We start from the raw sequence: 13,514 nt of genomic DNA, 5'->3' as shown, positions 1-13,514 counted from the left end.
TCATCTCACTTCCTCCCCATCAGGGACGGTTGAAACCCCCTGGAGCCTTATCGAACACCTCGCGCGGGGTTTTCGCCTCCCCGGGCGGAACGGTGGGTATGACCCGATACTTCGGGCGGTGCTGGGGACGGGCGGTCAAACTGTTGCACCCTGTCTACCCTCCTGAGGGTGAAGTAAGGGTAAATACCTGGACAACGCCCCCCATACGGCGGATCCTTTGCTGACTCTCCGTGCCTGCCGCCGCCAGGAGCAGCCGTGCCGCCGTCCCCCTCCCCCGACCGTCCGCCGTCCCCACGGACACCGTTCGACCACGCACTGGCCGGGCTGCTGGACGTCCTGCTCCCCGCCGACTGCGCGGGCTGCGGGGCCCGGCGCAGCCAGCTCTGCCCGGCCTGTCGGCACGCCCTGGCCACCGCCCGCCCCGGCCCCACCCTGCTGCCCTGGGCGCACGCGGCCACGCCGTACACCGACCCGGTGCGCCAACTGCTGCTCGCCCACAAGGAGCGGGGCGCGCTGCGGCTGGCCGGGCCGCTCGGCGAGGTGCTCGGCCGGGCGGTGCGCTCCGCCCTGGGGCCCCGGGCCGGGGCCGCGCCGCTGCTGCTGGTGCCGATGCCCTCGGCCCGTTCGGCGGTGCGCGCCCGGGGCCACGACCCGACGCTGCGGCTGGCCGGGGCCGCAGCCCGGTCGCTGCGCCGGGCCGGTCTGGACGCCCGGGCCGCGCCGCTGCTGCGGCACGCCCGTCCGGTCGCCGACCAGACCGGGCTGAACGCCGCCGAGCGGCGGCGCAACCTGCACGGCGCGCTCACCGTCCTGCCACGGGCCCGCCGGGGCCTGGCCGGCCGTCAACCGGTGCTGGTGGACGACCTGGTGACCACCGGGGCGAGCCTGGCCGAGGCGGCCCGGGCGCTGGCCGACGCCGGACTGCCGGCCCGGGCCGGCGCCACGGTCGCGGCCACCGAGCTGCGACCGGTGGACTAGCGCGCCGGTCCGGCCTCAGCCCGCGTAGAAGTACGAGCGGGCCTTGTCCACCAACTGGGCCTCCCGCCACTGGTTGTTGACCAGCCGGTAGACGGTGCCCGCCGCCACCGCGAGCACCGGCGAGGGCTGGGCCAGGATGTACCCGCGGGACTCCGCGGTCGAGATGGACTGCGGGGAGGACGGCAGGCCGTTGCCGGTCTGCAGCTGACTGTCCGTGCCCTGCGAGCCGTCGGTGCTGATGTAGTACAACTGCTGGGGGCGGTCGGCCTCCTTGCCGAGCACCAGCAATTGGTCGGTCTCCGCCCAGGACACCGACGCGACGTCGACCAGCGACGGCGCCGCCGGGCGCACCCCGGTGATCCGCACGGTCGGCGCGGACGGCGTGCCGCCGTGCTCCACCAGTCCGAACATCAGCGAACTTCCGTTCACCCCGGGCGACTTGACCACCAGAGCGATCCGGGCGCCGTCCGAGGAGAGCTTCAGCGCCTGCACGCCCTGCACCGGCTGCCCGGTCTGCGCGGTCACCGACACGGTGTACGTCTTGCCGCCGCGCACCATCACCACCCGCGGGGCCTGCGGATTGCGGTCCACCACCCAGAGGTCGCCGCGGCCGTCCCAGCTGGGCGAGGTGAGGCCGTCGTCCTTGGCGCCCGCCTTCGCCGGGGAGCTGAGCACCGGTTCGGGCAGCGTCGCCGTACCGGGCTGCAGCGGCACCGAGTAGAGCTGGTGGCCGTCGTCCGAGATCGCGGCGGCCTGGGAGCCGTCCCGGCTGACCGCGACGGTGCCCAGCTGGGGCGCGCCGTTCGGGTGCGGCTTGCCGAGCACCCCGGGCACCGGGTCGCCGCTGCGCCCCTCGTCGGCCGCCATCAGCACGCCGTTGTCGGCGCGCTGGTAGTACTGCTGCACGGGCAGCCGCCCGGCCAGCGCGCCGGGGCCGACGGCCGGGTCGTCGGTGCGGCTGGCGGTGCAGGAGCCCCGCTGTCCCTTGAGTTCCAGCCGCTCGACCTGCCCCTTGCCCTGGTCGGCGAAGGTGTAGAAGAGCTGGGTCGCCATCCGGCGGCAGGCCACCGCGTCGCCGAGGTCCGCGCCGCCGAGCTGCACGTGGGCGATCCGGCTGTCGTCGATGGTCACCTTGTCGACCGTGGTGCCGCTCGGGAAGGCCGTCCGGGCCACCGGCGAGAGCCAGTTCGACGGCCCGGCGACCAGTGCCTTGGCGGCCGAGGCCAGCGGATCGATCCGGCGCCGCAGGTAGATCGGGTCGGCTATCAGCACTTCCTGACCGCCGCCGCCCGCTGGGGGCGCGGACGGGTCGGGGGCGGTGTAGAAGAAGCGCTCGACCTGCCGGAAACTGTTCCGGAAGTTGGTCTCGTTCATGATCACGCCGGGCGGCAGCTTGGCGATCCGCCACTCACCGTCCTCGCGCGTGAAGGTGAAGTCGAAGGCGTTGTTGTTCTGCCCGGTGACCAGCAGGTACGAATGCCTCTCGTCGACCTTGGCGACCAACTGCCCGGTCACCGTCTCGGAGTACTCGGTGTCCTTGTCGCCGACCACCTGGTCCGACGGGATCTTCGTGGCGGAGAGCACCTGGATGCCCGCGTCCGGGTTCCAGGTCGCGGCGGCGTGCTCGGTGAGGTACTTGCGCGCGGTCTCGTACCCCTCGTCCGCGGTCACCGCGTCCAGGAACCCGGTCAGCAGCTCGCGCGGCTTGGCGCCCTTGCCGGGGGCCACCGGGAACACCCTGGCCTGCAGGTTCTTGTCGGCCGAGCCCTGGGACAGCTCCACCTTGGTGATGCCGCCGGAGTCCGGCATGGCCGCGCAGCCGCTCGCCACCAGGGCGCCGAGCACCGCGCCGGCCACCGCCACGAGCCGCGGCTCAGTCCTGTTGCTCGTCCTTCGCACGCTGCGACCCCTCCAGGTCCGTCCCACCCGTCGCGTCCGGTTCCGCCGTCCGCTGTGCCACCGACGGCCGTCCGGGCGTCGGGTCCACCATGACCTGGGCGCCGGTGGCGCCGTACCCGGCCCCCACGGTCCGGACGTCCGAGGGATCCGAACGCGGTCCCTCGGGCATCCGGCGCAGGCCCAGCCCGGGGCCGATGTTCAGCACCCCGCCGAGCCCGCTGCCCAGCCCGCTGCCCGTCCCCTCCGGCGCCTCGTTCTGCTCCTCGGCGGCGGTCATCGCCGTGGAGCCGGCCGGGGAGATCGCCCGCCGGTACGGCGTGCCGTACGCGCCCAGGCCCCGGTTGTTGCGTGAGTCCTCCGGCTCCAGCCGGAACGGCGCCCGGTTGATCTCGCCGCCGCGGGTGCGCGGCAGGGTGAGCCGGAAGTGCGAACCGCCGCCGGGCTCGCCCCAGGCCTGGAGCCAGCCGCCGTGCAGGTGGGCGTCCTCGACCGCGATGGACAGGCCCAGACCGGTGCCGCCGGTGGTGCGCACCCGGGACGGGTCCGCCCGCCAGAAGCGGTGGAACACCCGGGACGCCTCGCCCGGCTTGAGGCCGATGCCGTAGTCGCGCACGCCGACCGCGACCGCGCCGTCCGCCGAACCCAGCCGGACCACCACGTCGCGGCCCTCGCCGTGCTCCAGCGCGTTGACCACCAGGTTGCGCAGGATGCGCTCGATCCGGCGGGAGTCCACCTCGGCCAGCACCGGCTCGCCGTCGCCGCGGATCACCACGGTGCTGCCCTTGGCGTCGGCCAGCGGGTCGGCGGCCTCCACCACCCGGGCGACGATCTCGCGCAGGTCGACCGGTTCGGCGTCCAGGATCGCGGCGCCGGCGTCGAAGCGGCTGATCTCCAGCAGGTCGGCCAGCAGCGACTCGAAGCGGTCCAGCTGGCCCTGCAGCAGCTCCGCCGAGCGGGCCGCCATCGGGTCGAGGTCCTCGCGGCTGTCGTAGATCAGGTCGGCGGCCATCCGGACGGTGGTCAGCGGGGTGCGCAGTTCGTGCGAGACGTCCGAGACGAAGCGCCGCTGCACCCGGGACAGCTCCTCCAGCTGGCGGATCTGCGCCTGCAGGGCATTGGCCATCCGGTTGTACGACTCCCCGAGGCGGGCGATGTCGTCCGTCCCGGTCACCTTCATCCGCTCTTCCAGGTGCCCGTCGGCGAGCCGCTCGGAGATGCCTGCCGCCATCCGGACCGGCGTGACGACCTGGCGCACCACGACCCAGGCGATGCCGCCCATCAGGATCACCACGAAGACGCCGGCGGTCGCCAGGGTGCCGGTGATCAGGTTGAGGGTGTCGGTCTCCTGGCCGAAGGAGAACACGTAGAACAGCTGGTAGCTGGTGTCGGCCGGGCCGACGAACTGCATGCCGAGGGCCAGTCCGGGCTCGCTCTTGCCGCCCGCCTCGGGCGAGCGGTGGATCCGGGTCGGCTGGTCGAACATCTGCCCGGGCTCTTCGATGAGCTTGGCCCGCAGGGTGTCCGGGACGCTGCTGGGCTGGATGTCGCCCGAGTAGCGGGGCGCGAAGCCGGCGCTGTCCGGGACGACCGCCCCGGTGCCGGGGGCCATCGCGATCACCGAGTAGACCGTCTGCCCGCTCGCGGCCAGGTCGTTGACCTGGCGCAGCAGCCAGGTGCCGGCCTCACCGGTGCTCGGGTCGACGGCGCCGCGCAGGGCCTGGTCCCGGGCCTCGTCGATCTTCTTCTGCTCGACCTGGAAGCCGATCCGGGCCTGCGCCCGGGCCGCGTCGATCTTGGTGTCGAGCAGGCCGTTGCGCACCTGCGCCACCACGACCACGCCCAGCACCAGGACCACCGCGATGGAGGCCAGCAGGGACACCGCGACCACGCGCAGCTGGATCGACCGGCGGTACAGCGCGCTCACCCGGCGCGCGGGCCTCCGCAACTGTCGCTTCATCAGACCGAACACTCCGGACGGGCCGCGACGGCGGCGGGTGGTGGAACTCAGCACGTCCCCGCGCACGGCCCCCGCCCCGTCGGTCGCGGTACCCGACGGGGTGTCCTCAGCCCGGTCCGTCACCTCAGCTGGGTCCGGCCTTGTAGCCGACGCCGCGGACGGTCACCACGATCTCGGGGCGCTCCGGGTCCTTCTCGATCTTGGAGCGCAGACGCTGCACGTGGACGTTGACCAGGCGGGTGTCCGCCGCGTGGCGGTAGCCCCAGACCTGCTCCAGCAGCACCTCCCGGGTGAACACCTGCCAGGGCTTGCGGGCCAGCGCGACCAGCAGGTCGAACTCCAGCGGGGTCAGCGGGATGCTCCGCCCGTCCCGCTTCACCGAGTGGCCGGCCACGTCGATCACCAGGTCGCCGATGGTCAGCTGCTCGGGCGTCGGCTCCTCGGCACGCCGCAGCCGGGCTCGCACCCGGGCCACCAGCTCCTTGGGCTTGAACGGCTTGGTGACATAGTCGTCGGCGCCGGACTCCAGGCCCACCACGACGTCGACCGTGTCGGTCTTCGCGGTCAGCATGACGATCGGCACGCCGGACTCCGCCCGGATCTGCCGGCATACGTCGATGCCGTCCCGGCCGGGCAGCATCAGGTCGAGCAGGACCAGATCGGGCTTGCTCTCCCGGAACGCGGCTAGCGCCTTGTCCCCATCCGCGACGAAAAACGGCTCAAAACCCTCACCACGCAGCACGATGCCGAGCATCTCGGCCAGTGCGGAGTCGTCATCAACGACGAGGACGCGTCCCTTCATGGGTCCATCTTCTCATTACCGGATTGTGACCTGCCGCACAGCAGTGCCAATGCTCCACAACGGCCAACTCGCCCGCCGTCGAATTCCGGCCATACCGGGCGAATAGCCCCCGCCGAAGTGCCTCCGAACCGTCCGGCACCCGCCGTCGAACCCCCCGGCGGCCCCTGTTGCCGATCAGCAACCGGATACCCCTGGGGCGTCTCCGGGCCCCATGGCACGATGGGCGCTGCGCGCGGGCGAAAGATCCGCCCGGAGCCGCGCCCAGTGACGCCCTCCGAGGAGCAGTGATGACCGACACTCCGGGCTGGGCCTCGCCCAGCTCGTCCGAGCCGCCCCGCGACGGCGCCCGGCCCCCGGCCGACGCGCCCGCCGCCGTGCCCGGGCCGTCGGCACCCCCTCAGGCCACCCCCGGCCGGGACGCACAGTACGGACAGCCGAACCGGGGTGCCCAGCCGCCCGGCCGCGGCCCGTACGGCTGGGACGTCCCGCGCAGCCCCCGGCCCGGCGTCATCCCGCTGCGCCCGCTCAGCGTCGGCGAACTGCTCGACGGCGCCGTCACCACCGTCCGCCGGCACTGGCGCACCGCGCTCACCCTCTCGCTCGGCGTCGCCGTGCTCGACCAGGCCGGCGCCTTCGTCGCCGCGCTCCTGGTCAGGGGCCGCACCGGCGCCTCCACCCAGCTGCTCACCGTGCTCGTCAGCATGCCGCTGACACTGGTGCTCGACGCGCTCGCCGTCGCCCTGCTCACCATCGTGGTCAGCCGCGCCGTCCTCGGCCGGTCGGTGACCGCCGGGGACGCCTGGCGCGACGCCCGCCCCCGGCTGCTGCAGCTGCTCGGGCTCACCGTGCTCACCACCCTGATGAGCGCCGGCGTGGTGCTGCTCGGCTTCACCCCGCTGCTCGGCTACAGCGCCGGCGGCGCCGACACCCCCGCCACCGTCTCCCTGCTGTTCCTGGTCGGCCTGCTGACCGTCCCGGTCGCCCTCTGGCTGCTGATCCGCTACAGCCTGGCCGCCCCCGCACTGATGCTGGAGAAGCAGGGCGTGCTGACCGCGCTGTCGCGCTCCCGGCGGCTGGCCCGCGGCTCCTGGTGGCGGATCCTCGGCATCGTCCTGCTGAGCCGGGTGCTGGCCGGGATCGTCGGGGTGACGTTCGCCGTCCCGTTCCGCTTCATCGGCCTGGTACTGGGCTTCGGCTCCCTGGACCGGCTGAGCGACACCGCCCACGAGTCCATCGGCATGATGGTGATGACCGCGATCTCCGGGATCATCTCCTCCGCGCTGTCCACCCCCTTCCTGGCCGCCGTCAGCGTGCTGGTCTACATCGACCAGCGGATCCGCCGCGAGGCCCTGGACATCGAACTCGCCCGCGCCGCCGGACTGGCCGAGCCGGGCGGCCCCGGCTGGAACGACCCGGCCGACCAGACTCCGGCGAGGCGCTGAACCGGATGCCTATCTGGGGGGACAGGCTCCTCGCCGCCGGCGGCGCCCCGGTCACCGTTCCGCGTGACCCGGCCCGTGACGCCGCCCGCGACGAGCTGCTCAACGCCGAGTACCACAAGAACGACCCGGGTGTCCTGGAACGCGTCGTCGACTGGATCTGGGACCACATCGACCGCGCCGTGGGCACCATCTCCGCCGGCGGCACCGACGGCAGCACCGGCCTGGTGCTCTTCCTGATCGTCGCCGTGGTGATCGCCGCCGCCGTCTGGTGGCGCCTCGGCGCGCCCAAGCGCGCCGCCCGCACCGTCGTCGGCGTGTACGGCGCCGAGGGCCCGCGCAGCGCCGCCCGGTACCGCGCCGACGCCGCCGGACACGCCGCCGCGGGGCGCTGGGCCGAAGCCGTCCGCGAGCAGATGCGCGCGCTGGTCCGGGCCCTGGAGGAGCGCACCCTGCTCGACAACCGGCCCGGCCGCACCGCCGACGAGGCCGCCGCCGAAGCCGGCCGGGCCCTGCCCGAGCACGCCGCCGAACTGACCGCCGCGGCCCGCGCCTTCGACGACATCGCGTACGGCGAGCGCACCGCCGACCAGGCCGCCTACCGGCTGCTGCTGGACCTCGACCGGACGCTGGAGCGCACCCGTCCGGTCCACACCCCCGTCACGGCCACCGCCCCGGCCCCGACCCCGACCCCGGGAGGAGCGGCATGACCAGCACCGCCCCGGCTCCCCCCGCCGCCGAACGACCTGCCGAGCCATCTGCCGAGCGACCCGCCGAGCAGGCCACCGACGCCACGCCGACCAGCCTCGCCCCCACCGGGCGCGGCCTGCTCCGCCGGGCCCGCTGGTACCTGCTCTTCCTCGCCGTCCTGCTGGTCGCCGCCATCGGCCTCGCCGTCGTCAACCAGGGCCACCGCTACCCGCCGAACGACCCGCGCTCCTACGACGCCGACGGCTCCCACGCCGTGGTCGCGCTACTCGAACGCCAGGGCGTCAAGGCCGACCTCAACACCGACCCCGCGGCCCCGGCGAACGGCGCCGACACCCTGCTCCTGCCCGAACCCGACCTGCTCAGCCCGGCCCAGCTGCGCGCGGTCGCCGCCGCCCGGCACCAGCGGCTGGTCCTGATCAACCCGGGCCCGGCCGCCCTTCACGAGCTCGCCCCCGGCATCCGCGTCGCCGAGGACGCCAGTGGCGGTCCGTTCGCGGCCGTCCGCAGCATCCGCCCGGGCTGCGAACTGCCCGAGGCCGTCCGGGCCGGCACCGCCTCGATGGGCGGCACGCTCTACACCAGCGGCAGCCGCGGCGACGGCTGCTACTCGCACGGCCACGGCTACCCGCTGGTCAGCACCCCCAGCGGGGGCGGCGACGTCATCGTGCTCGGCAGCGGCCAGTTCCTGGCGAACGGCCACCTCGCCGAGGACGGCAACGCCTCGCTCGCGCTCGGCCTGCTCGGCGCGCAGCCCCGCCTCACCTGGCACCTGCCCGACTACTCCGCGCCGGTCGCCGCCGGTACCCAGCACAAGACCTTCGGCGACTTCATTCCGAAGGGCTGGCACTGGGCGCTCTACCAGCTCGCCGTCGCCGCCGTGCTCGCCGCCCTCTGGCGCGCCCGCCGACTCGGGCCGGTGGTCAGCGAGAACCTGCCCGTGGTGGTCCGCGCCGCCGAGACCACCGAGGGCCGCGCCCGTCTCTACCGGCGGGCCAGGGCCCGCGGCCGCGCCGCCGACGCCCTGCGCCGGGCCGCCGCCCACCGCCTCGCCCCCGCCCTCGGCGTCCCGCTGCAGGCCGGCGCACCCGAGCCGGAGGCACTCTGCGCGGCCGTCGCCGGCCGCCTCCCCGAACGACCCGCCGGGGACGTCCGGGCCCTGCTGTACGGCCCGCCCCCGACCGACGACGCCGCGCTGCTGCGGCTCGCCGACGATCTCGACGCCCTCGAAAGGCAGGTACGGAACCCGTGACCGAACAGGCAACCGCCCAGCTCCGCATCACCCCCGCCACGGCACCCGCTACCCCCGCCACCGACCCGCGCACGGCGCTGACCGCCCTGCGCGCCGAGATCGGCAAGGCCGTGGTCGGCCAGGACGCCGCCGTCACCGGCCTGGTGGTGGCGCTGCTCTGCGGCGGCCACGTGCTGCTGGAGGGCGTCCCCGGCGTCGCCAAGACCCTGCTGGTCCGCACCCTGTCCACGGCGCTCAGCCTGGAGACCAAGCGCATCCAGTTCACCCCCGACCTGATGCCCGGCGACGTCACCGGCTCGCTCGTCTACGACGCCCGCACCGCCGAGTTCTCCTTCCAGCCCGGCCCGATCTTCACCAACCTGCTGCTGGCCGACGAGATCAACCGCACCCCGCCGAAGACCCAGGCCTCCCTGCTGGAGGCCATGGAGGAACGGCAGGTCACCGTCGACGGCGAGCCCCGCGCGCTGCCCGTCCCGTTCCTGGTCGCCGCGACCCAGAACCCGGTCGAGTACGAGGGCACCTACCCGCTGCCCGAGGCCCAGCTGGACCGCTTCCTGCTCAAGCTGATCCTGCCGCTGCCCGACCGCGACCAGGAGTTCCAGGTGCTGTCCCGGCACGCCTCCGGCTTCGACCCCAAGGACCTCGCCGCCGCCGGCGTCCGCCCGGTCGCCGGGCCCGAGCACCTCGCCGCCGCCCGCGAGCAGATCGCCCGGCTGACCGTCTCGCCCGAGGTCCTGGCGTACATCGTCGACCTCTGCCGGGCCACCCGGCAGTCCCCGTCGCTGTCCATCGGCGTCTCCCCTCGCGGCGCCACCGCGCTGCTCGCCGCCTCGCGCGCCTGGGCCTGGCTGGCCGGGCGGGACTACGTCACCCCGGACGACGTCAAGGCCCTCGCCCTGCCCACCCTGCGGCACCGGGTCGCGCTGCGCGCCGAGGCCGAGATGGAGGGCGTCACCGCCGACTCCGTCATCCAGGCCGTCCTCGCCCAGACGCCCGCCCCCCGCTGATCCACCACCGGTAGGCGTACCGGGTCCTCGAATCCACCGGGCTTCCGAAGGAGCGCACCCCGCATGGCCCTCACCGGGCGAACCGCCCTGATCGCCGCGCTCGGCGCGCTCTTCGTGGGCCTGCTGCTGCCCTCCTGGACCGGGATCGGGGCCGTCACCGGCGCGCTGCTGCTCGCCGTCCTGGTCGACCTGGTGCTCGCCGCCCCCGTCCGCAGTCTGCGGATCGTCCGGAGCGGCGACACCACCGTCCGGCTCGGCGACGACGCCTCGGTCGAACTCACCGTCACCAACCCCTCCGGGCGGCCGCTCCGGGCGCTGATCCGGGACGCCTGGGCCCCCTCCGCGTGGCGCCCCGGCACCGCCGAGACCGCCTCCCGGCACACCCTCGCCGTCCCCGGCGGCGAACGGCGCCGGGCCGTCTCCGTCCTCACCCCGGGCCGGCGCGGCGACCACCGCGCCCACCGGGTGACGGTCCGCTCGCTCGGCCCGCTCGGCCTGGCCGGCCGCCAGGGCTCCCACCACGTCCCCTGGACGGTCCGTGCCCTCCCCCCGTTCAACAGCCGCAAGCACCTGCCCTCCCGGCTCGCCCGGCTGCGCGAACTCGACGGCCGCACCTCGGTGTTGACCCGAGGCCAGGGCACCGAGTTCGACTCGCTGCGGGAGTACCTGCCCGGCGACGACGTCCGCTCGATCGACTGGCGCGCCAGCGCCCGCCGCAACACCGTCGCCGTCCGCACCTGGCGCCCCGAACGCGACCGGCACATCCTCGTCGTCCTCGACACCGGCCGCACCTCGGCCGGCCGGGTCGGCGACGCCCCCCGCCTGGACGCCGCCCTCGACGCCGCCCTGCTGATCACCGCCCTCGCCACCCGGGCCGGTGACCGGGTCGACCTGCTAGCCCACGACGCCCGCAAGCGCGCCTCGGTCATCGGCAGTTCGCCCAGCGAGATCCTGCCGGCCTTCACCAACGCCATGGCCCTGCTGGAGCCCGCGCTGCACGAGACCGACATGCGCTCGCTGGTCTCCACCGCGCTCAAGATGGCCCCGCACCGCTCACTGATCGTCCTGCTCACCGGCCTGGACGCGGCGCCCGTCGAGGACGGCCTGCGCCCGCTGCTGCCACTGCTGACCAAGCGCCACGAGGTCGTCCTGGCCTCCGTCGCCGACCCGCACCTGGACGTGCTGGCGGCCGGCCGCGGCACCGTGGAGGCCGTCTACGGGGCCGCCGCCGCCGAGCAGACCCGCGCCGACCGGCGGCAGACCGCCGACCGGCTCACCCGGCACGGCGTCACCGTTCTCGACGCGCCGCCCGCCCAGATCGCCCCGGCCCTGGCGGACGCCTACCTGGCGCTCAAGGCGGCCGGCCGACTCTGAACCGGCCGCCGGGGTCAGCCGCCGGGGTCAGCCGCTGCGGCGGGCGTTGAGCCGGGCATTGAGCCGGGCGGCCTGGCGCGTCAGGTGATCGCGCTCGGCGAGGTTGGACGCCTGGCGGGCCGCCTCGGCGTACAGCCGGGCCGCCGTAGCCAAGTCCCCATCACGCTCGTGGAGGTAGGCCGCGGTGGCGGCGTACCGGGGCAGCGAGCCGTCCAACTCCCCGAGCGCCACCAACCCGGCCCGCGGCCCGTCGGCCTCGCCGACTGCCACCGCGCGGTTGAGTCGCACCACCGGACTGTCCGTCAGCCGCACCAACTCGTCGTACCACTCGACGATCTGCACCCAGTCCGTCTCCCCGGCGGTGGGCGCGTCCGCGTGCAGCGCCGCGATGGCCGCCTGGACCTGGAACTCGCCCAGCCGGTCCCGGGCCAGGGCGGTCTGCAGGATCACGACGCCCTCGGCGATCAGCCCGGTGTCCCAGCGGCCGCGGTCCTGCTCGGCGAGCGGGACCAGACTGCCGTCCGGCGCGGTCCGGCCGGCCCGCCGGGCGTGGTGCAGCAGCATCAGCGCCAGCAGCCCCGCCACCTCCGGGTGGTCGATGGCCGCCGCCAACTGCCGGGTCAGCCGGATCGCCTCGGCGGCGAGGTCGACGTCACCGGAGTAGCCCTCGTTGAAGACCAGGTAGAGGACGCGCAGCACGGTGGCGACATCGCCCGGCTGATCGAACCGGACGGCCGAGACGGTCCGCTTGGCCCGGCTGATCCGCTGCGCCATGGTCGCCTCGGGCACCAGGTAGGCCCGGGCGATCTGCCGGGTGGTCAGCCCGCCCAGCGCCCGCAGGGTGAGCGCCACCGCCGAGGACGGCGTCAACGACGGGTGGGCGCACAGGAAGTAGAGCTGCAACGTGTCGTCCAGCTCGGCCGCCGGCCCGGGCTCCGGCTCCCGCTCGACCTGGTCCTCCCGCCGTCGGCGGGCGGTGTCCGCCCGGGCCGCGTCGAGGAACTTCCGCCAGGCGACGGTGACCAGCCAGCCCTTGGGATCCCTCGGCCGATCGCGCTCCCAGACGCGCACCGCCTCCACCAGCGCCTCCTGCACGGCGTCCTCGGCCGCCGCGAAATCGGCTCCGCGGCGGACGAGAACACCGAGCACACCTGGGGTGAGGCTCCGGATCAGGGCCTCGTTCATCGGGGAGGTCACTCCGTGATGGTCGGCGGCATGGCCAGGAACGGACGGAGCTCCAGCCACTCGTGGATCGGTTCGCCCCCGGCTCCGGGGGCCGCGGACAGCTCCCCGGCCAGCTCCAGCGCGCGCTCGTAGCTGTCGACGTCGATCACCATCCAGCCGGCGATGAGGTCCTTGGTCTCGGCGAACGGACCGTCGGTCACCGGCGGACGCCCCTCGCCGTCGAACCGGACCCACGTCCCCTCCGGGGCGAGCGCCTGGGCGTCGACGAACTCACCGGTCTGCTCCAGCCGGGCCGCGAAGTCCTGCATGTACTTGATGTGCGCCGTGACCTCCTCCGGCGTCCACTGGTCCATCGGCGCGCAGTCGATCGGCGCGGGGCCACCGCGGTAGTGCTTGAGCAGCAGGTACTTGGCCATCGTGCTTCTCCTTCGGTGCTGGTGCGACCCATTGTGGCCGCGTCCACCCCGGGGACGGAGCAGGTGAAGGGTTCTCGACACGGCCGGCCAAGATCTTTTCCGGGATCCCCCGCTCCCCCGTTCCCGTCCCCCGAGTGCCGCTTTGCTGGATCCCGTTTCCGCCGGAAACGCGAAAAGGCCCACCCGGAAACCCGGGTGGGCCTTTTCTGAAGAATTGTTCGGCGGCGTCCTACTCTCCCACAGGGTCCCCCCTGCAGTACCATCGGCGCTGTGAGGCTTAGCTTCCGGGTTCGGAATGTAACCGGGCGTTTCCCTCACGCTATGACCACCGAAACACTATGAAACTGTCGACCCGCCGACAAGGCGGTCGTTGTTTCAGAACAACACAGTGGACGCGAGCAACTGAGGACAAGCCCTCGGCCTATTAGTACCGGTCAACTCCACCCCTTACAGGGCTTCCATATCCGGCCTATCAACCCAGTCGTCTACTGGGAGCC

11 protein-coding genes and 2 rRNA genes are annotated in these 13,514 nt (G+C 74.0%); 6 read left to right on the top strand and 7 right to left on the bottom strand.

Translation table 11 applies throughout. The annotated features are described in order from the left end of the window. Nucleotides 1-255: 255 nt before the first annotated feature. Entirely contained in the window at nt 256-978 is a 723-nt protein-coding gene (locus ACFWIS_RS14565; RefSeq protein ID WP_380453642.1) for a ComF family protein, read from the top strand. Nucleotides 979-993: 15 nt separating this feature from the next. On the opposite strand, the gene ACFWIS_RS14560 is transcribed toward ACFWIS_RS14565, so the two are convergent. The 3 genes from ACFWIS_RS14560 to mtrA all read right to left on the bottom strand — a co-directional run bounded on the left by ACFWIS_RS14560 (nt 994) and on the right by mtrA (nt 5,636). Continuing rightward, a complete protein-coding gene (locus ACFWIS_RS14560) occupies nt 994-2,877 on the bottom strand; it encodes an LpqB family beta-propeller domain-containing protein (RefSeq protein ID WP_380453640.1) in 1,884 nt (627 codons plus the stop codon). Further along, nucleotides 2,852-4,834: an MtrAB system histidine kinase MtrB gene (mtrB, locus tag ACFWIS_RS14555; RefSeq protein WP_380453638.1), complete on the bottom strand. Its 1,983-nt coding sequence runs from the start codon at nt 4,832-4,834 to the stop codon at nt 2,852-2,854. Before mtrB ends, ACFWIS_RS14560 begins: the two co-directional genes overlap by 26 nt. A gap of 124 nt (nt 4,835-4,958) precedes the next feature. Continuing rightward, nucleotides 4,959-5,636, bottom strand: a complete 678-nt coding sequence (gene mtrA, locus ACFWIS_RS14550) for an MtrAB system response regulator MtrA (protein WP_030283937.1) — start codon at nt 5,634-5,636, stop codon at nt 4,959-4,961. A 287-nt stretch (nt 5,637-5,923) separates the two neighbouring features. On the opposite strand from mtrA, the gene ACFWIS_RS14545 reads away from it, so the two are divergent. From ACFWIS_RS14545 to ACFWIS_RS14525, 5 genes are all read left to right on the top strand, one after another. Next, nucleotides 5,924-7,078, top strand: a complete 1,155-nt coding sequence (locus ACFWIS_RS14545) for a hypothetical protein (protein WP_380453635.1) — start codon at nt 5,924-5,926, stop codon at nt 7,076-7,078. Between the two features lie 5 nt (nt 7,079-7,083). Next, nucleotides 7,084-7,785 carry a DUF4129 domain-containing protein gene (locus ACFWIS_RS14540; protein WP_380453634.1) on the top strand — a complete coding sequence of 234 codons (702 nt, stop codon included), beginning with the start codon at nt 7,084-7,086 and terminating at the stop codon, nt 7,783-7,785. Next, on the top strand, nt 7,782-9,035 hold the full coding sequence (locus ACFWIS_RS14535) for a DUF4350 domain-containing protein (protein ID WP_380453633.1): 1,254 nt from the start codon (nt 7,782-7,784) through the stop codon (nt 9,033-9,035). Before ACFWIS_RS14540 ends, ACFWIS_RS14535 begins: the two co-directional genes overlap by 4 nt. 26 nt (nt 9,036-9,061) lie before the next feature. After that, the gene (locus tag ACFWIS_RS14530; protein WP_380453749.1) at nt 9,062-10,042 is read left to right on the top strand and encodes an AAA family ATPase; all 981 of its coding nucleotides are present in this window, start codon (nt 9,062-9,064) and stop codon (nt 10,040-10,042) included. 63 nt (nt 10,043-10,105) lie between these two features. Further along, nucleotides 10,106-11,416 (top strand): DUF58 domain-containing protein, encoded by a 1,311-nt coding sequence (locus ACFWIS_RS14525; RefSeq protein ID WP_380453632.1) that lies wholly within the window; start codon nt 10,106-10,108, stop codon nt 11,414-11,416. Nucleotides 11,417-11,443: 27 nt separating this feature from the next. Here the strand turns inward: ACFWIS_RS14525 and ACFWIS_RS14520 are convergent, their stop codons facing one another. From ACFWIS_RS14520 to ACFWIS_RS14505, 4 genes are all read right to left on the bottom strand, one after another. Then, nucleotides 11,444-12,601: an RNA polymerase sigma factor gene (locus ACFWIS_RS14520; protein WP_380453747.1), complete on the bottom strand. Its 1,158-nt coding sequence runs from the start codon at nt 12,599-12,601 to the stop codon at nt 11,444-11,446. 8 nt (nt 12,602-12,609) lie between these two features. Then, nucleotides 12,610-13,017, bottom strand: coding sequence for a YciI family protein (locus tag ACFWIS_RS14515; RefSeq protein ID WP_380453631.1), 408 nt, complete (start codon nt 13,015-13,017; stop codon nt 12,610-12,612). A 216-nt stretch (nt 13,018-13,233) separates the two neighbouring features. Further along, nucleotides 13,234-13,350: ribosomal RNA gene (rrf, locus tag ACFWIS_RS14510) — 5S ribosomal RNA — on the bottom strand. A gap of 71 nt (nt 13,351-13,421) precedes the next feature. Continuing rightward, nucleotides 13,422-13,514 (bottom strand): 23S ribosomal RNA (locus tag ACFWIS_RS14505); the annotation flags it as partial.

The organism is Kitasatospora sp. NPDC127060 (genome assembly GCF_042724935.1).
Taxonomy (GTDB): Bacteria; Actinomycetota; Actinomycetes; order Streptomycetales; family Streptomycetaceae; genus Kitasatospora.
The sequence above is the reverse complement of the archived record's forward strand: the minus strand, read 5'-3'. Positions and strand labels throughout refer to the sequence as shown.

What these genes read in the sequence shown, in the direction of transcription:
- ACFWIS_RS14535 (WP_380453633.1), top strand. Translation starts at nt 7,782, where the DNA reads ATGACCAGCACCGCCCCGGCTCCCCCCGCCGCCGAACGACCTGCCGAG.
- ACFWIS_RS14545 (WP_380453635.1), top strand. Translation starts at nt 5,924, where the DNA reads ATGACCGACACTCCGGGCTGGGCCTCGCCCAGCTCGTCCGAGCCGCCC.
- ACFWIS_RS14520 (WP_380453747.1), bottom strand. Translation starts at nt 12,601, where the DNA reads ATGAACGAGGCCCTGATCCGGAGCCTCACCCCAGGTGTGCTCGGTGTT.
- mtrA (WP_030283937.1), bottom strand. Translation starts at nt 5,636, where the DNA reads ATGAAGGGACGCGTCCTCGTCGTTGATGACGACTCCGCACTGGCCGAG.
- ACFWIS_RS14540 (WP_380453634.1), top strand. Translation starts at nt 7,084, where the DNA reads ATGCCTATCTGGGGGGACAGGCTCCTCGCCGCCGGCGGCGCCCCGGTC.
- ACFWIS_RS14515 (WP_380453631.1), bottom strand. Translation starts at nt 13,017, where the DNA reads ATGGCCAAGTACCTGCTGCTCAAGCACTACCGCGGTGGCCCCGCGCCG.
- ACFWIS_RS14525 (WP_380453632.1), top strand. Translation starts at nt 10,106, where the DNA reads ATGGCCCTCACCGGGCGAACCGCCCTGATCGCCGCGCTCGGCGCGCTC.
- mtrB (WP_380453638.1), bottom strand. Translation starts at nt 4,834, where the DNA reads ATGAAGCGACAGTTGCGGAGGCCCGCGCGCCGGGTGAGCGCGCTGTAC.